Below are 25,394 nucleotides of genomic sequence, written 5' to 3'. Positions count from 1 at the left end.
GATGATCGGTACGATGTGGCGGGCTTCGGGAGGTGGCATGGTGTTCAGGCGCAGGTCTGCCGTGGTCGGACTGGCGGTGCTGGCGTTGGCGGGCTGCGGGGGCGGCGGCAGCGGCCCGAGCATCCCCAAGGCGCTTCAGCAGCAACTTCCTTCAGCGTGCGGTGGCTACTGGCAGCCCAAGACGGTGGCCACCGCGCTGGGGCATTCGCCGTTCAGTCACATCGTGGGCCAGTTCGACCAGCCGGCACGGGGTCACGGCAACTGCATGATCTACATCACCCTCGGCAGCTCGCCCGGCAGCCAGAGCGACAAACCGTACATGTCGCTGGAGGTGGACGACGAGCAGCAGGCGGACCGTGCGGCCGGCCTGCTCGCCGACGAGTGCAACCCCAAGCAGAACAAGGGCGACCAGACCGTCACGGGGCCGGACGCGTCCTGCGCCGTCTTCCGCGCCGACCCGCCCATCACGGCCCTGCAGGGCGGCCAACTGCTGGTGATGGGCACTGCGGGCGGGCTGTTCCTCCAGGTCACCATCGACGGGGTGATCGGCCCTACGGGTGGCTATCCCACCCTCGATTCCGACCGCGCCCACGGTTTCCAGCTGCTGGCAGATGCCATCGCGGCGGCCAAGGGCTGACCGGAGGCGTGCCGGCCGCCCGCCCCACGGCCCCGATGTGCGACCCGGCCTCCGCCACCCGGCAGCCGACCTGCTGCACCGACCGCGGATGCGGGCCTGGCCGGCCTCCCAACGAGCCGTCTACCAGCGGGCATTGCTCGCCGCCCCGGACCGGCGAGCCAGGCACGGTTCGACCCCTACGCAAGTCGGCCGCGCTGGGCCACACTTGATGACCCGGTGCGGTGGGAGGCGGGGTGGAGTCGTACTTCTTTCTCAGCTATGCGCGAGCGGACGACGACGGGGCGGTGATCGCGAGGTTCTACCAGGACCTGCGGGCCGAGCTGGCCCGGCGGGATCCGGAAGCAGGGCGGCAGCCGTCGTTCCGAGACGTGGAGGAGATCTTCCTCGGGGCGGACTGGGAGCGGAAGCTGAGCCAGGCGATCAGCGGCTGCCGCGCGCTGGTGGCGCTGTATTCGCCGGCCTACTTCGCCAGCGTCTACTGCGGCAAGGAGTGGACCGCGTTCCGGGCCAGGACCGCCGCCTACCAGCGGGAGACCGGATGGGACCCCGGCGCGCTGCTGCCGGTGCTCTGGGAGCCCGTGCCCGGCGGGCCGCCCGAGCCGGTCGGCGAAGTGCAGTACCGGGAGCCCGCGATGGGCGAGCGCTATGCGGAGCTGGGGCTGCGCCGACTGCTCGCCGAGGAGCCCGAAGGGCCCGACTGCCGGCGCGTGATCGAAGTGCTGGCCGAGCGGGTCAGCCGCGCCGCCGGCCGGATCCGGCTGCCCAGCCTGTCCGGGCTCAACCTGCGCGAACTGCAGGGCGTCTTCCCCGTCGAGCCGTCCCCGCAGGCGCCCAGCGAACCGGTGGCGGACACACCGGCGCCCCCGAGCCACCTCTTCGTCAGCTACGCGCCCGCCGAACGGATGTGGGCCGAGTGGGCGGTCGGCGAGCTCACCGCGCTCGGCTACCGCAGCTCACTGCACAGCCTCAGCAGGAGCACTGACGGACCGTCAGAGGAGATCGGCTGGACGCTGGCCGGCCAGGGCCGGGTGGTCGCCCTGCTCTCCGGCGACTACCTGCGCCACCCGCGCGCCGCCGAACTCTGGCGCGCCCTGGCCGGACACGAGGTGGCCCGCGGCGTGAGCGCCCTGGTGCCGCTGCGGGTCAGGGAGTTGGACGGCCCACTGCCCAGGCTGTTCGCCGAGCGCCCGGTCGGCGACCTGGTCGGCACCACCGCCGCCGACTCCACCGCCCGCCTCGCCACCGCTGTCGGCCGGCTCCCGACTGCCGTACCACCGACCGGCGGTGAGCCGGCCCGCCATCCCGGCGCGCTGCCCGAGGTGCTCGACGTCCCGGCGCGCAACACCGCCTTCACCGCCCGCGACGGCGAGTTGGAGGCTCTGCGCGAGGGCTTCACCGGCGGCGGCCGAACCGTCCAGGTGATCACCGGCCTGGGCGGCGTCGGCAAGACCCAGACCGCCGCCGAATACGCCCACCGCTTCCGGGCCGGCTACGACCTGATCTGGTGGATCGCCGCCCAGCAGGTCGAATACCTCGCCCCGCAACTCGCCGCGCTGGCCCCCTGGCTGGGCCTGGAAACCGGCGACGACAGCGCCGACACCGCCGGCCGGGTGCTCGCCGCCCTGCACCGCGGCGAGCCCTACCGGCGCTGGCTGCTGGTGCTGGACAACGCCGGCCCGCCCGAGCAGCTCACCCGCTGGCTGCTCGACGGCCCGGTCGGCGGCCATGTGCTGATCACCTCCCGGGATCCCGGCTGGAGCCGGCGCGCCGCCGTGCTCGAACTCGGCGTCTTCCGCCGCTCCGAGAGCCTGCGGCTGCTGCGCCGCCACAACCCCGGGCTCAGCGAGCAGTCGGCCGGCCAGGTCGCCGGCCAGCTCGGTGACCTGCCGCTGGCCATCGCCCAGGCCGCCGCCTGGCTGCAGGAGAGCGGCATGCCGGTGGCCGGCTACCTCGACCTGCTCTCCGTCACCCTCACCGAGATCCTGGACCGCACCCGGCTGCCCGAGGCCGAGTACCCGCGGTCGGTCGCCGCCACCTGGCTGCTCTCCCTGGAGGAACTGCGCCGCGGCAACGCCCGGGCCGCCGACCTGCTGGAGGTCTGCGCGCACTTCGGCCCGGAGCCGATCCCCACCGCCCTGCTGTTCAGCCCGCCGCTGCTGCACCGCCTGGGGCTCGGCCGCGACCCGCTCAGCGCCCGGCTGGAACTCGGCGAACTGGTCCGCACCATCCACCGCACCGGCCTGGCCCGGGCCGACGCGGGCCGCGAGTCACTGACCGTCCACCGACTCGTCCAGGCCGTGGTCCGCGACCAGGTGCCTGAGGAGCGCCGCGGCGAGCTGCGCCGCACCGCCCAACTCGCGCTCGCCGCCGTGGCCCCGCAGGACCCGGACGCAGCCGACACCTGGCAGGCTTTCGCCGAACTGCTGCCGCACCTGTGGCCGAGCGGCGCCGCCGACTCGGGCGAGGCCGAGGTGCGCCAACTGCTGGTCAACGCGGTGCGCCACCTGTGGAAGACCGGCCTCGGCGAGGAGGCCAGGGAGCTGGCCGAACGCACCCTGGAGCGCTGGTCCGAGGTCAGCCCGGACGGCGGCCGGGTGCCGTCCGACGGCCTGTACGCCGGGATGCTGCGGGTGCAGCTCGCCAATGTGCTGCGCGACCAGGGCGAGTTCCAGGAGAGCTACGCCATCGACCGGGCCGCCCATGACCGGTTCCGCCGCGAGCTGGGCCCCCGGCATCTGCAGACCCTGATCGCGGCCAGCAACCTGGGCTGCGACCTGCGGATGCTCGGCCGGCTCCAGGAAGCCCGGGTGCTCGACCAGGAGAGCCTGGAGGCGGGTGAGCAGTCACTCGGCCGGACCCATCCGCGGGTCGTGATGATGACGCACAACCTGGGCGTCTCCGAGGCGCTGGCCGGCAACTGGGGGCGGGCGCTGGACCTCTACCGGCGCGGCTACCTGGGCCAGCGCCGCCTGTTCGGGCCCACTGATCCGCGTGCCCTGGTCGACGCCACCACCTACGGCATGGCACTGCAGAGGACCGGGCGGCTGCGCGAGGCACTGGAGTTGCTGGAAGTCATCGTGCAGACCAACCGGCGCACCGTCAGCAGGCGCTACACCGGAGCCCTGTTCGCCGACGCGCGACTCGCCGCGGCCTACTACCGGCTCGCCCGGTACGACGGGGCCGGTGAGCTCGCCCACGCGGCGCACGAGGGCTTCCTGGAGATGATCGGCCGCAGCAGCTGGTACACCCTGTCGGCGGCCAACACCCTGGCGGCCGTCCGGCACGCCCAGGACGACGTGGCGGCGGCCGTGCGGACCGCCGCGCTCGCCCACCGGGCCGGCCAGGACCACTACGGCGGCGACCACCCGATCGCCCTCGGCCTGGCCGCCAACCTCGCCGTCCACCTGCGCGGCGCCGGCAGTACCGGCGAGGCCAGGGCGCTGGCCGACGCGGCGGTGGCCGGGCTGACCCAAGCGCTCGGCGCGGAGCACTGCTACCTGGGCCCGGCCCTGGTCAACCAGGCGACCGCGCTGGCCGACCGGGGCGATCCGGACCGGGCGGTCACCCTGGGGCGGCGGGCCGCGCGGCTGCTCGTCACCGCGTTCGGGCCCTCGCACTACGACGTCCTGACGGCGCGCGCCAACCTCGCCCTCGACCTGGCCGCGCTGGGGCACCAGGACCAGGCCGCCGAGCTGACCGCCGCCTGCACCCGCGAGGCCACCGCCGCGCTGGGGGCCGGCCATCCGCTGACCCGGGCGGTGGCGGCGGGGGAGCGGCTGTCGGCACACCTGGACTTGTGCGACTTGTAGCGGGTCGGGCCGGCGGGTGCGTCGCTATGCTGTGCGGGCCATGACTGCCCCCGGGACCGCAGCCGAGCCGGCGTCGCCGCGAACTGCCGCGCTGGACCTGCGTGTACTGCGGGCCGTCCTATTTGCGACGGTTTGCGTGCTGCTGGCGGCCGGCGGGCACCTGCTCGGCTCCGGCAGCGCGATTCCCTGGCCGGCGATGCTCTTCGGATGGCTGCTGGCCCTGGCGGCCGCCATCCACGGCGCGCGCCGGGAGCGCCGTCTGCGGGCGATCACCGGCGGGCTGGCGGGCGGTCAGCTGGTGCTGCACCTGCTCTTCGCCCTCGCCCAGGCGGTACGGGACGCGCCGATTGCCTCCGCAATGCCGGGTATGCCAGGAATGCCTGGCATGTCCGATGGTGCGCCCCTGAGTCGCGCCGCATTCGGCATCACCCCGGGCATGCTGATCGGCCATCTGCTCGCGACCGCCGCGGCCGGCTGGTGGCTGCGCCGCGGCGAGGCGGTGCTCTGGCACCTGGCCGGCAGCGCCACCCAGGCGGCAGTCGAGGCGACCCGGCGGTGCGCGGCAGCGCTGGACACCGTGCTGGCGCTGCTCACCGCCGGGCATGCCACCGGGACGCCCGGCGCGGTCAGGACTTCGGCCGTGGCGCAGCCGCCGCGCCGAGCCGGGGCGGTGGCGCTGCGGCACGTGGTGGTCAGGCGTGGTCCACCGGTGGCGGCGGCTCGCTGAACGGCACCCGCCGTCACGAGCCGACCCGGCCGACCGACCACAGCCAGCCGAATCGGAGTACCCCCATGTCCAAAACCCGCCACACCCGTACCGTCCGCACCGCCGCCGCCCTCGCCCTGGCCGGCGCGACCGTGCTGCTCACCGCGCTGCCCGCGTCCGCGCACGTGACCGTGCAGCCGTCCACCGTCGCGGCGAACGCCACCGACCAGACCTTCGCGTTCCGGGTGCCCAACGAGCAGGACAACGCCAACACGGTGAAGGTGGAGATCGACTTCCCGACCGACCACCCGATCCCGTCCGCCCTGGTCACCCCCGTGCCCGGCTGGACCGACCAGATCCAGACCACCAAGCTGGCCACCCCGATCCACACCGACGACGGCGACATCACCGAGGTGGTCTCGCAGATCGTCTGGACCGGCGGGCAGATCACCCCGAACCACTACCAGGACTTCACCGTCGACTTCGGCGCGCTGCCGGACGGCACGGACCAGGTGGTGTTCAAGGCCCTGCAGACCTACAGCGACGGCAGCGTGGTGCGCTGGATCGACGTGCCCAAGGACGGTCAGCCCGCGCCGGAGCACCCGGCGCCGGTGCTGCACCTCACCGCGGCGGGCGCCTCCGCCAGCCCGGCCGCCGCGCCGGTCTCCTCGGCCAAGCCGGCCGCCGCCTCGGCGAGTGACAGCGACTCCACCGCCCGGACCCTGGGCATCGTGGGCATCGTGGTGGGCGCGCTGGGCGTCGCCGCCGCCGTCCTGATGGGCCGACGCGGACGGACCCCGGACGGCAAGTGAGTTGACCGGCTGCCGGGGCCCCGGCCCCGGCAGCCGCCCCGACACCGGTGACCCGGCCGCGCATCGGAGGGGCGGATCGTGCGTGATGGCGATGAAGGTCTTGGTCCCGGCCGGCTGACCGGTCAGTCATCGGTTCGAGCCTGGCTCTTCCGGGGTGCGTGCGGGCTGTTCCTTCTCCTGGCCGCCCTGGCGGTTGCCGCGCTGGCGCAGTGGGGGTACGGCAGCCCCTGGTACGTGTGGCTGACCACCTACGCCCTCGCTTGTCTGGCCGCGCCCGTCCTCGCGAGGTGGGGCTTCGATGCGTGGCGCAGAGCGAAGCGGCATCTGGCGCGCGGCGCGCACACGGCCATGGCGAGGGACAGCAGGCCGCCGGTGCTCTATCTCAGGGCGTTCGCGGCCGACGCGGTCGCCGCACGGCCCGGCCGGGTGCGCGCTGCGATCGCCCGCACCGAAGAGGAGCAGCTCGGGCGGGCCTTCGCGGTCATAGGGCCGTTCGTGGCCGTCGGCCGGCCCGGGGAGACCTTGCCGCCCGCTGGAGCAGCCCGTCTCTACATGCCGGACTCCGGCTGGGACCAGGCCGTGCTGGAGCTGGTGCGGGAGGCAGGACTGATACTGGTGGGCGCGGGGACGACTCCCGGTGTCCGGTGGGAGATCGAACAGGTCACCGCGATGGTCCCACCCGAGAAGATCGTCATAGTCGTGCCTTTCGGCAAGCGGGAGTACGAAGAGTTCCGGTCGATCGCCGGCGGGTACTTTCCGCGCGGCCTGCCGGAGTGGGGCGAGGGGCGTGCGCGCAGCCGCCTGGGGTTGCGCGCGGCGGTGTACTTCGGGCTGGACTGGACGCCGCATTTCGAGCGCTTCGACACGCGGGCCCGTGCGACGGTGGAGGGAAGTTGCTTCCGGTGCCTGCTCGATGTGTACCGGCAGAACGGCATCCGGCTACCCGGCACGTTCCCGGTGGCCGGCGATTGAGCTCCGGCCGGAGCCGCCCGGGCGATGGTGTGACTCGCCATGCCGCTCCTCCTCCGGGTCGCGCCTCGCGACGGCCACCGCGTCTTCAATTTTGTCGGGGCAGTAGTGTGTGCGAGGCGTGAAGGAGGTTTGATGCTTGCTGGGCCTGGGTTCTGGGATGCGGAGATTACGGCTGCCGGGTGGTCGCGGGTGTTCTCGCCCGGGCTCGCGGAGTTTCCGGAGTTGGCGGCGCGCGGCGCGGCGTGGGGGCGGAACGCGTATGTGCGGGGCGGCGACCGCCTGGTGATGGAGTGGTCGGACTCGGTCACGCTGGCCGTGGTCCTGGTGAACGGGGTGCCGCGACAGGTGGGGTCCGAGGAGGACCTGGTGACCCTGATCAAACCCTGATTTCGGGAACCACACCCTGGATCCGGGAACCAGATCTCCCGGATATCGCGTTATCGGCGACATGGACCCGGCAGCGGCCGGGGAACGGGAGCATGCGGGATCATGACGGAGGAGTGTCCATGAGTGTGGCGCTGACGAAGGGCGGCAACGTCTCCCTGGGTCGGCAGGCGCCGGGCCTTGGCACGGTGCTGGTCGGGCTGGGGTGGACGGCCGATCCGGCGTACGAGGTCGACGCCAGCGCCCTGCTCTGCGACCGCGACGGGCGGGTTCTGTCCGACCGTCACTTCGTCTTCTTCAACAACCTGCGCAGCCCCGACGGCTCGGTCTGGCACCTGGGCGGCCCGGCCGCCGACGGCGATGCGAGTGACCGGCAGCGGATCGAGGTCGAGCTGACCGCCGTGCCGGCCGAGGTCGAGCGGATCGTCTTCGCGGTCGCGCTCTACGAGGCGGCGCAGCGCCGGCAGAGCTTCGCGCGGGTGCGGTCGGCGTACATCCGGATCACCGACCCGGGCAGCGGCCTGGAGATCGCCCGCTACCAGCTGGCGGACGAGGCCGGCAGTGAGACCGCGATGGTGTTCGGCGAGCTCTACCGGCACAGCGGGGACTGGAAGTTCCGCGCGGTCGGCCAGGGTTATGCCAACGGGCTCGCGGGGATCGCCGCCGACTACGGGGTGGTGGCGCTGCAGGCGGCCGCCGCAGCACCCACCGACCAGGCGCCCGCCGCCGTGCCGGCAGCACCGGACCCGTCGGCCGCGGCGACCGCGGCGGCTCCGCCGGCCCCCGCACCCGTGCCGCCGCCCGCGGCCACCGAGCAAGCAATGACTGGGAGTTCACCCGTGACGTGTTTCTTCGACCCCTCGCACGGCGCCGGCGGGACGGCAGTGATCTGGACGCCGCAGTGGGGCGTGCCCAGGCAGATCCAGGCGTGCGCCGTCTGCGCCCAGCGGGTGCAGACCACGGTCCCGCCGTTCTACACCCCGCCGCAGCAGCAAGCCGGCTACCCGCAGCAGACCCCGCAGGGTTACCCGCAGCAGGCCCCGCAGGGCTACCCGCAGCACGCCGACCCCGGCTGGCCGGCTACCAGCAGGGCTACCCGCAGCAGGGCCAGGTGCCGCCGGACCAGCAACGCCGCTACGGCACCGGGGCGTTGATCGGCGCGGGCGTGGCCGGCGTGCTCGGCGGGGTGCTGCTGGACGAGGCGTTCAGCGACGACCGGCCGGAGGTCGTGGTCAACAACTACTACGAGGATGACGACGACGGCTTCTTCTGATCCTGAGCGCGGATTCTCGCGAGTCTTCGAACGAGGAGCGGCGACCGGCCCACCGGTCGCCGCTCCTCGTCGTTGGACCCACCGGTGAACTGCTTCGATGATCCACTGCTACCAACTCGCCGACTCGGACACGGAATCACCCACTTCGAGTGAGACCGGCCGGGACACGCCGAGCCGTCGTCCGCGGCGCTGCCAGGATCGGTGACCGCACCAGTAGCCCGCCGCTCGCGGGCCGAATCCGCCCGTCATCCACCGGCTGTCCGGTCGCGCGCCACTGCGACCGCCCGCCCGGCGAACCGGGCTGCCCGGGTGCGATCTCCAGCGGCACGCCTCGAACGCGTGCCTCGAACAAGGGAGCACAGTGGCCGAACACACCGTGACGACCGACACCAGCCCGACCGGCACCGACCCGGCCGGCACCGACCCGACCGGCACCCCGGTTCCCGAGCCGGATGACGGCCGGCAGCAGCCCGACGAGCAGATCCGGGCCCGGGTCCGCGGCGTCCAGATCGCCGAGTCCGTCTCCACCACCGTGATGCTCCGCCGCCTGCCCCAACTGGTCCGGCGAGCCCTGGCGTTGGCCTGGCACGCGGACCGCACGGCGACCCTCCTGGTGCTGCTCTGCCAGCTGCTCTCCGGGATCTTCGGCGCCATCGCGCTCTACGCCACCACCGGCACGCTGCGCGCCCTGCTGCTGCCCGGGCCGGTCGGCGGCCACCTGCGCCACGCGGCGCCCTCGCTGGCCGTGCTCACCACCGCCACCGCACTGCGCGCCGTGCTGGCCATCGCGGTGACCAGCCTCTCCACCCGGGTGGGGCCGCGGATCAACCGGGAGGCCGACCTCGCGCTGATCGCCGCCGGCTGTGCGGCGGAACTGCGCGCCTACGACGAGCCGTCCTACGCCGAGCAGTGGGAGGCCGCCGACCGCGGCGCGGCCACCACGCCCGACCTGCTCTCCAACGCCCAGGACGTGATCGCCTCCGCGGTCTCGCTGGTCGCGGCGGCCGGCGTGCTGGCCACCCTGCACCCGTGGCTGCTGCCGTTCCTGCTGCTCGGGTCGGTGCCGGCCGGCGTCGCGGCCGTGCGCACCGCGCGGATCCACTACCTGGCCGGCCTCACCACCAACGAGGAGCGGGTGGCGCTGCGGATCTACCGCTGGTTCCTGATCGACAAGGGCCGGGCCGACCAGGTGCGTTCGGACCAGGTCACGCCGTTCATGCTGGGCAAGTACCGGCAGGCCGAGACCCGGATCGCCGAAGTCACCGAGCGGGCCGGCCGGCAGGCGGCGCGGGTGTCGCTGCTGGCCGCGCTCGGCACCGGCGCCGGCACCGCGCTGATCTGGGGTGTGCTGCTCTACCTGGTGGCGAGCGGGCGGATCGGCCTGGCCGCGGCCGGCTCGGCCACCTTCGCGCTGCGCACCGCCGGCAGCGGCGTGCAGGGCATGGTCGGCAACGGCGCAAGGCTCTACCGGATGGGCCTCTACCTGGACGACTACTTCCGCTTCCTGGACGAGGCGGGCGGCCACCGGATCCGGCGCGGCTCGGTGCTGCCCGGCGCGCCCGCCGTGCTGGAGGTCACCGGCCTGTGCCACAGCTACCCGGGCGAGCAGCAGGAACCCGCCCTGCGGGACATCGATCTGACGCTTCGTCAAAACGAAGTGGTGGCCGTGATCGGACAGAACGGCAGCGGCAAGTCCACCCTGCTCAAGCTGCTCGCCGGGCTCTACCTGCCGCAGACCGGCCGGATCAGCTGGGACGGCGTGCCGGTGGAGCAGTTGGACGCCGAGGGCATGTGGACCAGGGTGGCCCGGGTGCCGCAAGAGTTCGCCCGGTGGCCGCTGAGTGCCGCGGAGAACATCCATCTCGGCCACCTCACCGAGGAGTTGATGACCGAAGTGGTGCGGGCCGCCGAGCACACCGGCTTCGACGAGGTGGTCGGCCGGCTGCGCTCCGGCTGGCGGACCCTGCTGGCCCAGGGCTGGCTGGGCGGCGCCGAACTCTCGGGCGGCGGCTGGCAGCGCGCCGCGGTCGCCCGGGCGTTCTACCGCTCGACGCTCAACCCCGGGTTGCTGATCCTGGACGAGCCGACCTCCGACCTCGACCCGCGCGCCGAGCACCGGATCCTGCACGCCCTGCGCGGCTTCGCGCCCGGCCGGATCACCCTGCTAGTCACCCACAACATCGCCAACGCGGCGCTCGCGGACCGGGTGATCGTGCTGGACCAGGGGCGGATCGTGCAGAGCGGCAGCTGGCAGGAGCTGGCCGAGCAGCCGACCGGGCTCTTCCGCGAGCTGCTCGACCTGCAGCGGGACCGTGCCATCCCGGGCCAGCGGCCGGCCGCCGCCTGATCCGACGGTGCGTCACCGGGCTCTGCCCCCACGGTGGAGCCCGGTGGAGTCCGCTCGGACGGCATGCTAGCTTTCTTCCTAGAGATCCTAGGAAAGGAACCGCATGGCACGCGCAGGGCTCACCGCGGCCCGGCTCACCGAGGCGGCCGCGCAGCTGGCCGACGAGGTCGGCCTCGACCGGCTCACCGTCTCCGCCCTGGCCCGCCAGTTCGGCGTCAAGGACGCCAGCCTCTACTCCCACATCAAGAACCTGCGCGACCTGCGGGTGCGGATCGCGCTGCTGGCGGCCGAGGAGATGAGCGAGAAGATCGCGCTCGCCGTGGCCGGCCGGGCCGGCAAGGACGCGCTGATCGCCTTCGCCGACGCCTACCGCGAGTTCGCGCTGGCTCACCCGGGCCGGTATGCCGCCACCCAGCTGCAGTTCGACCCGGAGGAGGTCGCCGACTCGGTCGGCGGGCGGCGCGGCGTCGAGCTGACCCTCGGTGTGCTGCGCGCCTACGGCCTCGCCGAGCCCGACCTCACCGACGCCGGCCGACTGCTGCGCGCCGCCTTCCACGGTTACATCCAACTGGAGCTCAACCAGGGCTTCGCGCACAGCCGTCCCGTGCAGCAGTCCTGGTCCCGATCCCTCGACGCGCTCCATGTGGCGCTCTCCAACTGGCCGGCCCGACCCACCGGGAGCACCGAATGACGACCATCGACCAGCTCAAGGTCCCCGGCGCCACCCTGCACCACGAGCACCGCGGCGCCGGCCCGGTGCTGCTGCTGATACCCGGCGGCGCGGGCGACGCCGGCCTCTACGCGGGCCTGGCCGAACGCCTCGCCGCACACTGGACGGTGGTCTGCTACGACCCGCGCGGGCTCTCCCGCAGCCCGCTCGACGGCCCGCTCACCGACCAGCGGGTCGAGGTGTGGAGCGACGACGCGCGCCGGCTCCTCGACCTGTACTCGCCCGGAGAGCCCGCCACCGTCTTCGGCAGCAGCTCCGGCGCCATCGTGGCCCTCGACCTGCTGGCCCGCCACCCCGAGCGGCTGCGGCGCGTGGTGGCCCACGAGCCGCCGCTGCTGGAACTGCTCGCCGACCCCGCGCCGTACCGGACGCTGTTCGCCGAGACCGCCGAACTCTCGCGCACCGCCGGGCCGGCCGCCGCCATGGCCCACCTCGGCGCCGGGCTGGGCGGCGAACAGCCCGACGACGCCGGGAAGGACGATCGGGCGGCCACCGAACTGCCGCCGGAGATCCAGGAGATGGCCCCGCGGATGGCCGCCAACATGCCGGTCTTCCTGGAGCGGATGCTCCATCAGTTCGCCACCACCGCACCGGACTTGGCCAAGCTGCGCCCGATCGCGGACCGGCTGGTGCTCGCCGCAGGCCGGGACTCGCGCGAGCTCCCCGCCTTCCACGGCCCCGCCACCCGGCTCGCCGAACTGCTCGACGCAGCACTGGTGGAGTTCCCCGGCGGCCACCTCGGCAGCGTGGAGCATCCGGCGGAGTTCGCCGAGTTGCTGCACCGGACGCTGCACTGAGCCGGGCGGCCGCCGGGGGGCCGAGGCTACGGCCGGGCGTAAGGCCGGGTCAGGATCTCCATGTTGTGGCCGTCGGGGTCGGTGAAGTAGGCCCCGTGGCCACCGAACCAGTCGTTGACCTTGCCGGGCTCGGTGTGGTGCGGGTCGGCGAAGTACGTCACCCCGGCCGCCTCCAGCCGGGCGATCATCGCGTCGAACTGGTCGTCAGGCACCAGGAACGCGTAGTGGTTGATCTGGACCGGCTGGTCGCGCATCTCGAAGAAGTCGAGCGTGACGCCGTTGCCGAGGTCGATGGGCAGGAACGGGCCGAACGGCGCGCCGACCTCCAGGCCGAGGATCCCGGCGAGGAACTCGGCCGAGCGCTGACGGTCGGAGGCGAGGACCACGGTGTGGTTCAACTGGACGGTGGTGACGGGCACCTGCGGCTGCTGAGCAGTCATCAGAAAATTCTCCAGGTCTGGGAGTGCTGTTGGAAGCGAGGAACAGAACCTGGAAATGGCGGGCCCCTGGCCCGCCTCGCGCTCACGCCGAGGCCGGGAACCCAACTCGTGTGTGGCCCAAGGCCGACCCGGCAGTCACGAATTCGACTCTACCCAGCGCCGAAGGCCTGGGCAACCGACGCGCCGCCACCTGGGCCGCCACCCGGACGAAGGCCGCCAGCGCCGGCGAGGTGCTCCACTCCGGCCAGGCCAGCACCACGGTGGCCGGCGGTGCGTCGCCGACCGGGACGCAGACCAGGCCGCTGCGCAGTTGGGTGCGCACCGACTCCGGCACCACCGCCACCGCCTGGCCCAGCGTGATCAACTGCATCAACTGCGCGGCGTCCCGCACCTCGGGCCCCTTGCCGTAGAGCGCGGGCCGGCCGCGCCAGCGGGCGACCGGTTCGCCGACCAGGTCGGCCAGGTACAGCTCCTGACGGCCCGCCAGCCGATGGTTGCTCGGCAGTACCGCCAACAGCTGCTCCTCCAGCAGCGGTTCGACGTCGAGACCGGTGAAGTCCTCGGCCGGATGGTGCAGGAACGCCACATCCGCCGAGCCGTCCCGCAGCGCGGCCACCCGCTCGTCCTGGTCGCAGACCTTGAAATCGACCGGCACGGCGGCCGGGTCGTCGGGATAGGCCGCCAGGATCTCGGGCAGCAGATCCGAGTCCCCACCCGGCTTCAGCACCACCACCAGCCGGGCTTCCCGCTCCGCCGCCCGCTTGGTCCGCCGCACCGCGGCCTCGGCCGCGTCCAGCACGGTGACCGCCTCGCGCGCCAGCACCTCGCCCGCCGGGGTGAGCCGCACCCCGCCCGCATGCCGGACCAGCAGCTCCACACCGAGGCGGCGCTCCAGCTGCCGGACCGCCCGGGAGAGCGGCGGCTGGGCGATCCCCAGCCGGGCGGCCGCCCGCCCGATGTGCAACTCCTCGGCCACCGCGCGGAAGTAGGCCAGTTCCCGGGTCTCGACGCGTTCCATCCAGCGATCCTCGCACGCCCGCCGCCGACCCGGGGCGCGCGGTGGCCGGCCAGGCTGTCGAGCGATACCCGCAACGCTCCGGCCGATGGTGGCGCCCGCTGGTCCAGTCGAGCCATGAACGAGACCATCGCCCTGGTGACCGGCGCCAATCGAGGGGCAGTCCAATGGTGACGGTCCGTCAGTCCAGCGTCACCACCAGCTTGCCGGTGGTGTGCCGCCGGGCGAAGTCGGTGCAGGCGGCCACCGCTTCGGCGAACGGGTAGCTGCGGCCCACGGTGGCGCGCAGCCGGCCCGCGGCGGCCTCCTCGGCGACATCGCGCATGGTGGCGAGCCGGCCCGCCATGTCGAGGACCAGGGTCACGGTGACGTCCGGTCGGCCCGCCGCGTCCTCGCCGGGCGGCGGGAAGGTGATGGTGAGCAGCCGGCCGCCGCCGCGCAGGGTGCTGCCGAGCCCGGTGAGCCGGTCGCTGGGCAGCGCCAGGTTGAGCACGGCGTCCACGCCGTCGGGATGGCTCGCCCGCACCGCCGCCGGAACGTCCGCGTGCCGGTAGTCGATGACCTCCGCGGCCCCCAACCGGCGCAGCAGCGCGGTCTCCTCGGCGGTGCCGGTCGCGATGACGTGCGCCCCGGCGGCAGCCAGCGGCGGCAGCAGGGTGGTGCCGACCCCGCCGCCGGCGCCCACCACCAGGACCCGCTCGCCGGGTAGCACCTCGGCCTGGGCGAGTAGCGCCAGCGCGGTGAGACCGGCGGTGGCGAGCGCGGCCGCCTGGGTGGTGGACACGGCGCTCGGACGGTGCGCGATGAGCGGTGTGTCCGCCTCGACCACCGCGTACCGCGCGAGCATTCCGGTGCCCAGGCTCGGGCGCGCCGGGTCCGCCATCGGGCGCAGCACCCGGGGGAGTGCCAGCCCGAACACCTCGTCGCCCACCGCGTACCCGGTGACCCCGGGCCCCACCTCGGTGACGGTCCCGGCGAAGTTGTTGCCGGGGACGTGCGGGAACGGCAGCTCCAGCGTGTCGCGGAAGTCGCCGCCGGGCAGCACCAGGTCCGCCGGGTTGAGCGAGGCCGCGGCCACCCGCACCTGGAGCTGCCCGGGCCCCGCGTGCGGTATCGGCGGTTCGGCCAGTGCGAACTGCTCGGGCGGGCCGTAGTCGCGCGCGATCACGGCCGTCATCACATCGTTCACGTGGGATCCCCCAAGAAGCAGCCAACCGGACCACCCGGTCAGGTTGCTGACGCTACGACAACCGGACCGGGTGGTCAACTTAACTGGGGGTCGGCTCTGGGGGTCAGCTCTCGGTCAGCCGCGTCAGCACCGCCGCCATCGCCCGCCGCACGCCCTCGCGGGCCTCCTCGGTGTGGTCCGTGGTCTCGAAGCCGTGGCGGGTGCCGGGCAGGTCCACCAACTCGACGTCCGCGCCGCACTGTTCGGCGGCAGCCAGGAACTCCCCGACGGAGGCCGCGAACGCCGGGTCCTCCAGGCCCACCCGGGTCAGGACCAGCGGCAGTCGGCCCGCCTTCGCCACCGCCTGCGCCGGACGGAACCGGGAGTCGACGGCTCCCCAGCTCGGCGGCGGCGCCAATACCGGATAGGAGGCGGCCAGGCAGCGCAGCCACGGCGGGGGAGCGGCCAACCAGTCCGCGGTGAGCAGTCCGCCGCCGGAGAAGGCCCAGAGCGCGATCCGGTCCGGATCGACCCGGGGGTCCGCCCGGACCAGCTCCACCGCCTCGGCGACGTCCTGCGCGGCCCGCCCGAAGTCGGCCGGCTCGTGCAGCCGGTGGTCCAAGGTCACCCCGACCACGCCGAGGCTCGCCGCATAGCTGCCGTAGCCGACGAAGGCCGGCCAGTCCCTCGGTGTCGGCCGCATGCTCTCGGGAACCGGCCCGCCGTGCACGAAGACCACCGCCGGGCGGGGCTCCGTTGACGCGCCGTCGGGCAGATACAGGTCGACCCGGCCGATCCGCTCCCGGGGCCGCTCGGGCACCGGCAGCAGGAACTCCGCAGGCCGGTCGGGCTCGGCGGGCAGGGTCAGCCGATGGCCCTCGCCGGCCGCCGCCCGGCGGAGCGTGTCCGCCAGCTCCTCGGGGCAGGACAGCATCGGCCAGTGGCCGGTGTCCAACTCGAAGAAGGTCACCCGGGGATCGACCAGGGCCCGCAACTGCGGGTCGCCGAAGCCCAGTCGGGTCTCCAGCATGGCAATGGTCGAACCGTTGGCACTGCACAGGACGCCGGTGGTCGCCGGGATCGGCCGATCCGGGGCGCCGATCCGCAGCGGCTGGGTGAGGGTGCGTACGGGCTGCGGGGCGGCCAGCCGGGTGAGCCGCTCCAGGGCCGGCAGCGGCACCCCGGCGGTGCTGCCCCAGCGCGACCACTGGTCCAGCGCCGGCGCCGGGATCGGGCCGGCCTGCGGATCCTGGCGCAGCCGGTCGTGCAAGGTGTGGTCGGGCACCAGGGCCAGCGCGGGCGCGCCGTCGCGCGGCAGCCCGACATCCAGGTAGACGACCCGGGCGATCCGCTCGCGGCGCCGGTCGGCCGCGCCCACCGCCGGGTGGATGCCGTAGCCGTGGCCGACCAGCACCACCTGCTCCTCGGGCAGATGGTCGATCAGCTGCACCACGTCCTCGACGTGAGTGGCCAGATCCGTGTCCGGACCCGCGAGATGGCGGCGGTGGCCGAGCCCGGTGAGCGTCACCGGATGGGCGCCGAAGCCGGCCGCCCGCAGCCGGTCCGCCGTCTCGCGCCAGATCCAGCCGCCGGTGTGGGCCTCGGACACCAGGACAAAAGCGATCATCATGCTCCTCCTCGTTCGGCCGGAGCATAGGAACTCCCCGTACGGGAGGTTCAGCCATGACGCTGGTACGAACTGCCGCTAGTCGAAGGCCCCGTGCCGCCCGCTGCCCTGGGCGAAGCGGCTGGCGCCCGCCACCGTGTCGGTGGCCAGCGAGACCTCGCCGTGCCGCCACTCGTTGGCGAGCGCCTGCCCCAGCGGCAGCCCGTGCTGCTCGTAGAGCGACAACCGGTCCTGGCGCAGGCAGGTCTGCGGAAAGCCGGCCAACTGCTCGGCCAGCGCGACCGCCTCCGACAGCGCCGCACCGGGGGCGCTGAGCCGGTTGGCCAGGCCGATCCGCAGCGCCTCCTCGGCCCCGACCGGCCGCCCGGTGAGGATCATGTCGAGAGCGTGGGACTCGCCGATCAGGCGCGGCAGCCGGACCGTGCCGCCGTCGATCAGCGGCACACCCCAGCGGCGGCAGAACACCCCGAACACCGCGTCCGGCGCAGCCACCCGCAGATCCGCCCAGATCGCCAGCTCCAGGCCGCCGGCGACCGCGTGGCCCTCCACGGCCGCGATCACCGGCTTGCCCAGCCGCAACCGGGTGGGCCCCATCCCGGCCGGCCCCTCGCCGGGCGCGCCCACCACCACCTCGCCGCGCGCCACCGCCTTGAGGTCGGCGCCGGCGCAGAACGTCCCGCCGCGGCCGTGCAGCACGGCGACGGCCGCCCGCGGATCGGCGTCGAAGGACTGGAACGCCTCGGTGAGCAGCGCGGCGTGCTCGGCGTCGACCGCGTTGCGCACCTCGGGTCGATCGAGGCTGATCACCGTGACCGGTCCGCGCCGTTCGAGCTGAACCGCCATCAACTGCCTCCTGGGAGTCGGGAGCCGGGCCTCCCGAGGCTACCGGTGGTCAGCAGCAGCCCTGGCCGATGCCCCCGCCGTCCTGGGGCAGCGTGTTGACGACCGCGGCGGGTGCGGACGACGCGACCCAGCCGGCGCCGCTCAGCGCGAGGACGAGCCCGCAGGCGGTGCCGAGCAGCATGGCGAGAACCTTCTTCATGGTGACCCCCGGGACAGTTGCGAGAATAGTGAAGTCACCAATGCATGGGGTGACTTGTGGTGCCCAGGTGATCCAAGCGTGCTCGCGGGCGTCATGCAAGGGATCGGGACGGCGCTCCTTGAACGCTGTTCCGGGCAGCCGGCTTCGAGCGGTTGCCGTCCGGCCGCCAACCACCCCGCGATACGGTCGCCGCATGGCAGAGACCCGCTTGACCACGCCCTCCTACCTCGTGCTCGGCATCATCGACAGCCTGGGCGAGGCCAGCCCGTACGACGTCAAGGTGGAGGCGGCGCGCACCGTTGCGCCGTTCTGGTCGGTCCCGCACGCGCAGGTGTACGTACAGTGCGAGCGGCTGACCGAGGCCGGACTGGTCTGCCAGGTGCGGCAGGAGGGGGGACGCAACCGGCGGGTGCTGGCCCTGACCGACGCCGGGCGCGAAGCACTGGCGAAATGGCTGGCCGACCCGGAGTTCGTGCCCGTGGAGGCCCGCGAACGCGGCATCCTCAAGCTCTGGTTCGGTGGCCGGCCCAAGGTGCTGGCGCCCACTCAGGTGGTCGAGCACCAGGCCACCCTGGTCGAGTACGAGGGCCTGGCCGAGAGCGTCGGCGACCAGCTGACCCGGGGGCAGCGCGAGGCGCTGGAGTTCGGCATCCGCTACGAGCGGATGATGGTCGACTTCTGGCAGTGGGTCGAGCGGCGCGAACCCTGACGGCCCTCCACTCGGACAACTGAACAGCCGAACAACTGAACAGCCGAACAGCCGAAGTGCCGAACACCCGGCGGCCCGCGACCCGTTGACCCCGGCCGGGCCCGGCGCTACCTTCTCGATAGTCCAGAGAGGACTATTGAAGGGGTGCTGTCGTGAACCGGCTCCGGACCATCGCCTGGCCCCGGGTGGCCCTGCTCGCCCTGGTGCTGCTCTGCCTCGGCTACGCGCCGATCGCCGCCACCGAACTGTGGCCCTACGCGCATCCCGGCGCGCCCGCGATCGGACAGTGGCTGCTCGCCCACACCGTCTCCCAGCGGTACGTCTCCGACGCCTTCGCCGACCGGATCGGCCCCTACCGGCACAGCCTGGCCGCGATGGTCGTCCACTCCGTGCTCGGCGGCCTGCTGATGGTGCTCGGCCCGGTCCAACTGCTCAGCGCGGTACGGCGCCGGATCCGGCTGCACCGAGCCATGGGCGTGCTGTTCACCGCCACCGTCTACGCCTCGATGGCCGGCGCCGCAGACTACCTGCTGCGCACCCGGCCGGCCGACGCCTTCAGCGGTCCGACCTTCTGGATCGTGCTCGCCACCATCCTGGTCGGCACCGTGCTCAGCGCCACCATGGGCGTCATCGCCGCCCTCACCCGCCGGCCCGACCTGCACCAGCGCTGGATGCTGCTCTGCTACGGCTACTTGACGACCGCGCCGCTGCTCCGCCTGGAGTGGACGGTGCTGCCCTTCGTCTTCCCCGGGCTGTCGGTGGCCGAGATCAACCGGATCGCCGTCATGCACCTGGGCTCGGTGGTGGTCTTCGGGGCCCTGGTCGCCTCCCGGCTCCTGGACCGGCGATCCAACCTCCCGGGCGTGACCGGCAGTTGGGCGCCCGTCCCGGTGCTGGTCGCCGCCCAACTGGTGGGTGCGGCCGGGCTCGGCTGGATCAGCTCGCAGTACCTCGGCTGGGGCGCCGGCGGCCGCCGGCTGCTCCTCGCCTACCTGGTGCCCTACCTGGCCACCTGGGCCGTCATGGCGCGGCAGGCCCGGCGCGCCGGACGCACCGGGCGGCCCTGGGCCCGCGAGGAGTGGCGGCTGCACCTGGTCGGACTCGCCCTGGCCCCCGCGGTCTCGGTCGCCCTCGCCGTGCCGTTCGAGCGCTACCTCGGGCTGGACCGGCCCACCGCGCTCACCGCGGGCGTGTCCATCGGCTGCGGCCTGCTCGGCTTCTGGGCCACCGCGGTGGTCACCATGCGCGTCCTGTACGGCCGCGAGGTGGTTCGCCGGGCCGTACCCGACCGCCCGTCACGCACCCTCAACTCACCTGTCCGGATGGAGAACCGATGAGCACTCAGGTCCACGACGGCGGCGAGCTCGGCACACCGGCGGCACCCGATGGCGGCGGCCGCTGGCTGGCGCCCGGCGTGCCGATCCTGGCGGGCACGGTTGCCGTGGTCAGCATCCTGACCGGCGCGCTGATGGCCGCCGTGGCGGTGGCCGGGCACGCCTTCACGCCCTGGGTCTCGGCCGGGCCGCTCAGCCCCGGACTGGTCGGCGCCGCGATGCTCGGCGTCTCACCCGGGCTGCTGCTGGTCGGCCGGGCCACGCGCTGGGAGGAGGTCCGCACCCTGATGCTGCCGACCGCGGTGGTGCTGCTCGGCCTGCTGACGGTCAGCCTGGTCAACGGCGGCCGGCTCTACCTCGTCCACGGCGGCTCGATCGTGCTGGTGCTGTTCAGCCTCGGCTGGGTCGGCGTGCTCGCCCTGCTGGCCCTCGGCGCGCTGATCTGCCTGCTGCTGCAGTACCTCACGCCCGTCACCCCCGTGCGCGAGCGGACCGTGCCGATACCGGGCTGGGCCAAGCCGTTCCTGGCCCTGCTCGGCTCCTCCTGGTTCGGGATCGGCGCGGGCCTGCTGGGCGTGCCCGGCTTCTGGGGAGCCCTGCTGCCCTGGCGGGTCGACCGCGCGGACGCCCAGGCCCTCGGAGTCTGGGCGCTCGCCCTGGGCGTCGGCGTGCTCGGCGGACTGGTCGAGGACGATCTGGCCAGGCTGCGCCCGGCACTGCTCTCGCTGCCCGGGGTGGCGGTGGTGGCGGGCGTGCTGCTCGGCAGCCGGGCCGGCGAGGTGCACTGGGCGTCCGGGCCCGGCGTCTCGCTGATCGCGATGCTGGCCGGCCTGCTGGCGTCCGGTGGGATCGGGTACCGGCTGCTGTCACGGCGGACGACCGGACCCAACGCCCAGGCGGGCGAGGCCAGTCCCGGCGGCCCGGCCGAGCCGGCCCGCCCTGACGGCCCGGTTGGGTCGGCCCGCTCCAACGGCCCGGTTGAGTCGGCTCGCCCTGACGGCCCGGTTGAGTCGGCTCGCCCCAACGGCCCGGTTGAGTCGGCTCGCCCTGACGGCCCGGTTGAGTCGGCTCGCCCCAACGGCCCGGTCGGGCCTGCCCGCCCTGGCGGCCCGGTCGGGGCGCCAGGCGGGAACGGCTAGGGTGAGGGGATGACCACGTCCGCCCCGCGCCCGCTGCGCGCCGACGCCGCCCGCAACCGCGACCTGCTGCTCGCCGCGGCGGCCGCCGAGTTCGCCGAGCACGGCATCGACGCCTCGATCGCCGACATAGCGCGGCGCGCGGGCGTGGGCAAGGGCACGGTCTTCCGGCACTTCGCCACCAAGGACCACCTGCTCGCCGCGATCGTCCGCAGCCGCCTCGACGTCCTGGCGACCCTCGGCGAGTCGCTGGCGGGTGCGAACGACCCGGAGCAGGCGCTGCTCGAGTTCCTCGGCGTGGCCATCGAGCAGCAGCAGGAGCGCGACCTCTCCTTCCTGTTCGCAGCGGCGGAGACCGCCCTCGCCGAGCCCGAGGTCACCCGTGCCCGCGAGCGGATGTTCCAGGCGGCCTACGCCCTGGTCGACCGAGCCCGCGCGGCCGGGGTGCTGCGGGCGGACGTGACCGGGCCGGACGTGGTGCTGCTGATGTGCGCTCCGGGGCACGTCGCCGAGCCGCTGCGGGCCGGCAGCCCCGAGTTGTGGCGCCGCTACCTCGGGATCATCTTCGACGGGCTGCGCCCCGCGGGTGCCCACCCACTGCCGCAGCCGCCGCCGGCGGCGCCCATGCCTTCCTGACGGTTCGTCAACTAGCTGTGGCTCTCTGGCGATTCGTCAACTGCGCTGCCGACGGCCGAGGGTGACGGCGAACGTGACCGAACCGGCGAGCAGCGCGGCGCAGACGAGCAGCCCGGCCAGCTCGCCGAGCGTGTCGACCGGGCCGACCACCCGCTGCAGCGGATCCCGCAGGCCGGTGGTGACCGGCACGGCGAGAGCCGCCGCGACGGCGGCCCGGCGGATCGCCGCCCGCCACCGCTGACCTGACCTCCTGGGCGCCGCGATCCGCAGCACGCTGTTGCAGAGCATGCAGAAGGCGAAGAAGCCGCCCGAGGCGATGCCCACCTCGATGACGAACAGCACCGGCCCGGGCGGGCCTTCGCCGAGTGCCTGGCCGACGGCCAGTCCGAGCCCGGCCGTCAGGCTGGCGGCCGCGGCGACGGCGGTGATGTGGTCGCGGGCGAACGCGGCCAGCGCGCCGGGTGCGAGCCGCGAGGCCGGGCGGCGCAGCGGACCGGGCAGCCGCACCGTCGCCAGCTCGATCAGCAGGGCCAGATCGGTCAGCCAGTCGGCCCCCTCGGACAACTCCCGTGCCGGGCCCGGCAGTCGGCCGAATGCCTGCCACAGCAGCAGTAGGCCGACCGCCGCCGCCACGGTGAGCGGGACCAACGAGGCGATCAGCCACGGCGTTTCGCCGTTCCAGTGTTGGTGGTCCGCGCGCAGTGCCGCCGCCGTGCAGTCGGCGACCATGGTTGCCGCGACCAGCAGCGTGGACAGGCGGGCGGCGCGCAGCAGTTGGTCCACCCGGTGGAACGGCTGCGGCCGGCCGCCCCGGCACAGCAGCGCCCGCAGCGCGGTCAGGGCGCTCAGCGCCGGGACCAGGAAGACCGTGAAGGACACCACGACGTCGTACGGGTCGTCCTGCCAGGGGCTGCCGGCCCGCACCGCGCGCAGCTGGGTGGTGACATAGGCGAACACGGTGAAGGCCGTGGCCAGGGCGAACGAGAACCGCAGGGCGGCCACCGGGAGTTGAGGAGCGCGCTCGGTCACGGCGCCCACCGGATCGCTGCGCGGTGCGGGGCCTCGATCACCGCGACCGGGGAATCTGAAGGCACCGCAGGGGTGTTGGAGTTCGGCATGGCCGGAATAGTACACGGCACGTAGTACTTGTCACGTACTACTTGATGCGTAGTAGCCTGGGGGTGCATCGAGCGAGGGAGTGAGGCGGATGCAGGCGAACGACGCGCAGACGCTGGTGCTGTGCGTGCTGGCCGACGGGCCACTGCACGGTTACGCCATCAACGCCGCCATCGAGGACCTGGTCGGGGAGCGGCTCGGTCCGGGCAGCCTCTACGGCGCGCTGGCCCGACTGGAGGCCAAGCAGCTGATCGAGCCGGCCGAGGAGCAGGGCCGGCAGCGACCGGTGCGGCTGACCCCCGCCGGTCGGGAGGTGCTGGAGCGGGAGCTGCGGTCGATGGCCAAGGTCGCCCGTGCGGGGCTGCGCAGCCTGGGGGTGAATCCGGCGTGACGGTCCATCGGGGGCTTGTGCGGCTGTATCCGGCCGCTTTCCGGGACCGCTGGGGGCCCGGGCTGGAGGACGACGCGCGGGCGGCCGGCTGGAAGGGCTGGCCGAGCCTGCTGGCCGGGATCGCGGACATGTGGCTGCATCCGGCGATCTGGCCGGCCGACTCGCGGGCCCAACGGCGGGAGCGGGTGGCCGCGTTGGGAGTCACTGCCACCGTGATCGCGGTGCTGCTCGCCCGCGCCGCCACCGCTCAGGGCACCCCGCTCGCCGCGGTGCCGGGCGGCGCCTGGGTGCTGTGGCCGTGCGCCGCGCTCTTCCTGCTCGGGCTCGGGTTGGTCGCGCCGCTGCCCCGGCTGAGCCGGCTAGCGGTCGCCGCGCTGCTCGGCCGGGCGGTGCGTCGGCTCACCGGCCCGGCGCTGGTCGGCGTCGCCATGGTGGCCGCCGTGCACCGCTACCCGGCCGTGCTGGCAGGCGGCCTGTGGCATCAGCTGATGGTGGCGAGCTACTGGGGGCTGCTGCTCGTCGGCGCCGTCCAGGCCTGCCGGGTGGTCGCGGGGCTGGGCGGTGGCGTAGTGGTCGCCCCCGGGGTCCGTCGGCTGCGGCTGGGCATCGGCAGCCTGACCGCGGCCAGCGTGCTCACCGGATCGGTGGCGCTGGCCGTCGGGCTGGCCCATCCGCAGACCGACGGCCTGGCCGTCGCCGCCGGCGGTGCGCTGGTGCTGCTCGGCCGGGCGCTGACCGCCACGCTGCGGGACCTGCGGGAGACGGCCGTCGGCTGATGCCCCGGCGGCAATTGGCTGACCGTCAGTCCTTGCCGCCCTCAAGGGTCGCCAATGTCCGCTCCAGCCAGGCCAGTTCGGTCTGGCTGGTGGCCCGGGCGATCAACAGCAGGCCCTGCCGGAACGGATCCGTGATGTCCTCGGCGCCCAGTGGCCGGTCACCCTCGTAGAAGAAGCTGCTCGGCTCCCGGAGGAAGGCGAGCCGGCGTCGCAGCACCTCGGCCTGCTCGGCCGGCGCGTCCAGCAGGCGCAGGAAGGCGAGCACCGTGAACCAGTGGTTCTCGTCGGTGATCTCCACGCCGTCGGCCCCGCGCAGCCGCCGGGTCAGCTCCGCCCGCCCCTCGGTCGTGAGGGTGAGCACATGCCGCGGCGCGGCCCGGGTGCCCGGCTCGGTCTGCCGGGTGAGCCAACCCGCCTTCTCCAGCCGCTTGATCGCCGGATAGAGCGTGCCGTCGGCGATCGGCCGGACATGCCCGGTCAGCTGCGCGACCCGCCGTTTCAGCTCATAGCCGTGCAGCGGCTGCTCGTACAGGAACCCCAGGATCGCCAACTCCAACACAACCGCCATTATGCCTCACTGTCGCTATACATCGGTGTCGATGTATAGTCCCGGCGATGCTTGAAGCCGGCCGGCGCCCGTCGGCCGACCCCTGAGCCGGCGCCCGTCGGCCGACCCTTGAGGAGGAGCAATGCGCGATGCCCAGGTGACCGAGTCCGGAGCCCGGATCCGCTGGATCGAGCTGCCGGGCAGCGAGCCGAGCCGGGTCTATCTGCACGGACTCGGCGCCAGCAGCGGGCCCTACTTCACCGCCTCGGCCGTCCACCCCGAGCTTGCCGGCCACCGCTCGCTGCTGCTCGACCTGCTCGGCTTCGGCATCAGCGACCGTCCCACCGACTTCGGCTACACCCTCGAGGAGCACGCCGACGCCGTCGCGGCCGCACTGGACGAAGCCGGCGTCGAAGCCGCCGAGGTGATCGCCCACAGCATGGGCGGCGCGGTGGCGATCGTGCTGGCGGCCCGCCACCCGCGGCTGGTCGCCAAGCTGGTGCTGGTGGACGCCAACCTCGACCCCCAACCGGCCGCCCGCACTGCCAAGGCGGGGTCCAGCGGGATCGCCTCCTACTCGGAGCAGGAGTTCCTGGCGGGCGGCTGGAAGCAGGTGCGTGACCGGGTCGGCCCGCACTGGTGGTCCACCATGCGCCTGGCCGGGCGCGAGGCCCTGCACCGCTCCGCCGTCCACCTCGCCGCCGGCAGCACGCCCACCATGCGCGAACTGCTGCTGGAGCTGCCGATCCCGCGCACCTACCTGCGCCCCGCGGCCGACCCGGCCCTGCCGGGCGCCGAGCGGCTCGCCGCGCACGGGGTGTCGGTGGTGTCCATCCCGGACTGCGGGCACAACATCATGCTGGACAACCCGCAGGCGTTCGCCCGGGCCACCGCCTACGCCCTGCGCGGCGCCCACTGAGCTCGGCCCGACCCGATGACCCGCTGACCCGCCGGCCGGCGCCCGCTGAGCTCGGCCCGCCTCGCCGACCG

General features: G+C 73.8%; 26 protein-coding genes. 18 read left to right on the top strand and 8 right to left on the bottom strand.

What is annotated here, in order from left to right; all coding sequences use genetic code 11:
- The first annotated feature begins 37 nt into the window (after positions 1-37).
- The 11 genes from E6W39_RS01700 to E6W39_RS01655 all read left to right on the top strand — a co-directional run bounded on the left by E6W39_RS01700 (position 38) and on the right by E6W39_RS01655 (position 12,467).
- A complete protein-coding gene (locus tag E6W39_RS01700; protein WP_141631917.1) occupies positions 38-637 on the top strand; it encodes a hypothetical protein in 600 nt (199 codons plus the stop codon).
- Positions 638-870: 233 nt separating this feature from the next.
- The gene (gene fxsT, locus E6W39_RS01695; protein ID WP_181799041.1) at positions 871-4,446 is read left to right on the top strand and encodes an FxSxx-COOH system tetratricopeptide repeat protein; all 3,576 of its coding nucleotides are present in this window, start codon (positions 871-873) and stop codon (positions 4,444-4,446) included.
- A gap of 40 nt (positions 4,447-4,486) precedes the next feature.
- Positions 4,487-5,173: a hypothetical protein gene (locus E6W39_RS01690; protein ID WP_141631915.1), complete on the top strand. Its 687-nt coding sequence runs from the start codon at positions 4,487-4,489 to the stop codon at positions 5,171-5,173.
- A 65-nt stretch (positions 5,174-5,238) separates the two neighbouring features.
- Positions 5,239-5,964 (top strand): YcnI family copper-binding membrane protein, encoded by a 726-nt coding sequence (locus E6W39_RS01685; protein ID WP_141631914.1) that lies wholly within the window; start codon positions 5,239-5,241, stop codon positions 5,962-5,964.
- Positions 5,965-6,042: 78 nt separating this feature from the next.
- Entirely contained in the window at positions 6,043-6,936 is an 894-nt protein-coding gene (locus E6W39_RS01680) for a hypothetical protein (protein WP_141631913.1), read from the top strand.
- Positions 6,937-7,125: 189 nt separating this feature from the next.
- Entirely contained in the window at positions 7,126-7,323 is a 198-nt protein-coding gene (locus E6W39_RS01675) for a hypothetical protein (RefSeq protein ID WP_141631912.1), read from the top strand.
- 119 nt (positions 7,324-7,442) lie between these two features.
- The gene (locus tag E6W39_RS43400; RefSeq protein ID WP_181799040.1) at positions 7,443-8,474 is read left to right on the top strand and encodes a TerD family protein; all 1,032 of its coding nucleotides are present in this window, start codon (positions 7,443-7,445) and stop codon (positions 8,472-8,474) included.
- The gene (locus E6W39_RS38990) at positions 8,432-8,593 is read left to right on the top strand and encodes a hypothetical protein (RefSeq protein WP_181799039.1); all 162 of its coding nucleotides are present in this window, start codon (positions 8,432-8,434) and stop codon (positions 8,591-8,593) included. Before E6W39_RS43400 ends, E6W39_RS38990 begins: the two co-directional genes overlap by 43 nt.
- Before the next feature lie 361 nt (positions 8,594-8,954).
- The gene (locus E6W39_RS01665; RefSeq protein WP_228717903.1) at positions 8,955-10,940 is read left to right on the top strand and encodes an ATP-binding cassette domain-containing protein; all 1,986 of its coding nucleotides are present in this window, start codon (positions 8,955-8,957) and stop codon (positions 10,938-10,940) included.
- Positions 10,941-11,043: 103 nt separating this feature from the next.
- Positions 11,044-11,631 carry a TetR/AcrR family transcriptional regulator gene (locus E6W39_RS01660; protein WP_141631911.1) on the top strand — a complete coding sequence of 196 codons (588 nt, stop codon included), beginning with the start codon at positions 11,044-11,046 and terminating at the stop codon, positions 11,629-11,631.
- Positions 11,628-12,467, top strand: a complete 840-nt coding sequence (locus tag E6W39_RS01655) for an alpha/beta fold hydrolase (protein ID WP_141631910.1) — start codon at positions 11,628-11,630, stop codon at positions 12,465-12,467. The genes E6W39_RS01660 and E6W39_RS01655 overlap by 4 nt, the downstream gene beginning before the upstream one ends.
- A 26-nt stretch (positions 12,468-12,493) precedes the next feature.
- Here the strand turns inward: E6W39_RS01655 and E6W39_RS01650 are convergent, their stop codons facing one another.
- From E6W39_RS01650 to E6W39_RS38985, 6 genes are all read right to left on the bottom strand, one after another.
- Positions 12,494-12,907 carry a VOC family protein gene (locus tag E6W39_RS01650; RefSeq protein ID WP_141631909.1) on the bottom strand — a complete coding sequence of 138 codons (414 nt, stop codon included), beginning with the start codon at positions 12,905-12,907 and terminating at the stop codon, positions 12,494-12,496.
- Between the two features lie 82 nt (positions 12,908-12,989).
- Positions 12,990-13,925, bottom strand: coding sequence for a LysR family transcriptional regulator (locus E6W39_RS01645; RefSeq protein WP_141631908.1), 936 nt, complete (start codon positions 13,923-13,925; stop codon positions 12,990-12,992).
- A gap of 178 nt (positions 13,926-14,103) precedes the next feature.
- Complete coding sequence (locus tag E6W39_RS01640; protein ID WP_228717902.1) at positions 14,104-15,111, bottom strand: NADP-dependent oxidoreductase; 1,008 nt, start codon at positions 15,109-15,111, stop codon at positions 14,104-14,106.
- Between the two features lie 103 nt (positions 15,112-15,214).
- Positions 15,215-16,717, bottom strand: coding sequence for a dienelactone hydrolase family protein (locus tag E6W39_RS01635; RefSeq protein ID WP_141637473.1), 1,503 nt, complete (start codon positions 16,715-16,717; stop codon positions 15,215-15,217).
- 78 nt (positions 16,718-16,795) lie between these two features.
- The gene (locus E6W39_RS01630) at positions 16,796-17,560 is read right to left on the bottom strand and encodes a crotonase/enoyl-CoA hydratase family protein (protein WP_141631907.1); all 765 of its coding nucleotides are present in this window, start codon (positions 17,558-17,560) and stop codon (positions 16,796-16,798) included.
- A gap of 49 nt (positions 17,561-17,609) precedes the next feature.
- Positions 17,610-17,759, bottom strand: a complete 150-nt coding sequence (locus E6W39_RS38985; protein WP_181799038.1) for a hypothetical protein — start codon at positions 17,757-17,759, stop codon at positions 17,610-17,612.
- A 193-nt stretch (positions 17,760-17,952) separates the two neighbouring features.
- Here E6W39_RS38985 and E6W39_RS01625 point away from each other — a divergent pair, with 193 nt between their 5' ends.
- From E6W39_RS01625 to E6W39_RS01610, 4 genes are all read left to right on the top strand, one after another.
- Positions 17,953-18,468: a PadR family transcriptional regulator gene (locus E6W39_RS01625; protein WP_141631906.1), complete on the top strand. Its 516-nt coding sequence runs from the start codon at positions 17,953-17,955 to the stop codon at positions 18,466-18,468.
- Positions 18,469-18,620: 152 nt separating this feature from the next.
- Positions 18,621-19,805, top strand: a complete 1,185-nt coding sequence (locus E6W39_RS01620) for a DUF2306 domain-containing protein (protein WP_141631905.1) — start codon at positions 18,621-18,623, stop codon at positions 19,803-19,805.
- Positions 19,802-20,941 (top strand): hypothetical protein, encoded by a 1,140-nt coding sequence (locus tag E6W39_RS01615; protein ID WP_141631904.1) that lies wholly within the window; start codon positions 19,802-19,804, stop codon positions 20,939-20,941. Before E6W39_RS01620 ends, E6W39_RS01615 begins: the two co-directional genes overlap by 4 nt.
- Positions 20,942-20,950: 9 nt before the next feature.
- Complete coding sequence (locus E6W39_RS01610) at positions 20,951-21,574, top strand: TetR/AcrR family transcriptional regulator (protein ID WP_141631903.1); 624 nt, start codon at positions 20,951-20,953, stop codon at positions 21,572-21,574.
- A gap of 36 nt (positions 21,575-21,610) precedes the next feature.
- Here the strand turns inward: E6W39_RS01610 and E6W39_RS01605 are convergent, their stop codons facing one another.
- Positions 21,611-22,603, bottom strand: a complete 993-nt coding sequence (locus tag E6W39_RS01605; RefSeq protein ID WP_141631902.1) for a hypothetical protein — start codon at positions 22,601-22,603, stop codon at positions 21,611-21,613.
- Between the two features lie 178 nt (positions 22,604-22,781).
- Here E6W39_RS01605 and E6W39_RS01600 point away from each other — a divergent pair, with 178 nt between their 5' ends.
- Both E6W39_RS01600 and E6W39_RS01595 read left to right on the top strand, forming a co-directional pair.
- Positions 22,782-23,081: a PadR family transcriptional regulator gene (locus E6W39_RS01600; RefSeq protein WP_141631901.1), complete on the top strand. Its 300-nt coding sequence runs from the start codon at positions 22,782-22,784 to the stop codon at positions 23,079-23,081.
- Entirely contained in the window at positions 23,078-23,857 is a 780-nt protein-coding gene (locus E6W39_RS01595; RefSeq protein WP_141631900.1) for a hypothetical protein, read from the top strand. The genes E6W39_RS01600 and E6W39_RS01595 overlap by 4 nt, the downstream gene beginning before the upstream one ends.
- A 25-nt stretch (positions 23,858-23,882) precedes the next feature.
- On the opposite strand, the gene E6W39_RS01590 is transcribed toward E6W39_RS01595, so the two are convergent.
- On the bottom strand, positions 23,883-24,416 hold the full coding sequence (locus E6W39_RS01590) for a PadR family transcriptional regulator (RefSeq protein ID WP_141637472.1): 534 nt from the start codon (positions 24,414-24,416) through the stop codon (positions 23,883-23,885).
- A gap of 130 nt (positions 24,417-24,546) precedes the next feature.
- Between E6W39_RS01590 and E6W39_RS01585 the strand changes: the two genes are divergently transcribed.
- Positions 24,547-25,323: an alpha/beta fold hydrolase gene (locus E6W39_RS01585; protein ID WP_141631899.1), complete on the top strand. Its 777-nt coding sequence runs from the start codon at positions 24,547-24,549 to the stop codon at positions 25,321-25,323.
- The last annotated feature ends 71 nt before the right edge of the window (positions 25,324-25,394 follow it).

The organism is Kitasatospora acidiphila (assembly GCF_006636205.1).
Classification (GTDB): domain Bacteria; phylum Actinomycetota; class Actinomycetes; order Streptomycetales; family Streptomycetaceae; genus Kitasatospora; species Kitasatospora acidiphila.
The sequence above is the reverse complement of the archived record's forward strand: the minus strand, read 5'-3'. Positions and strand labels throughout refer to the sequence as shown.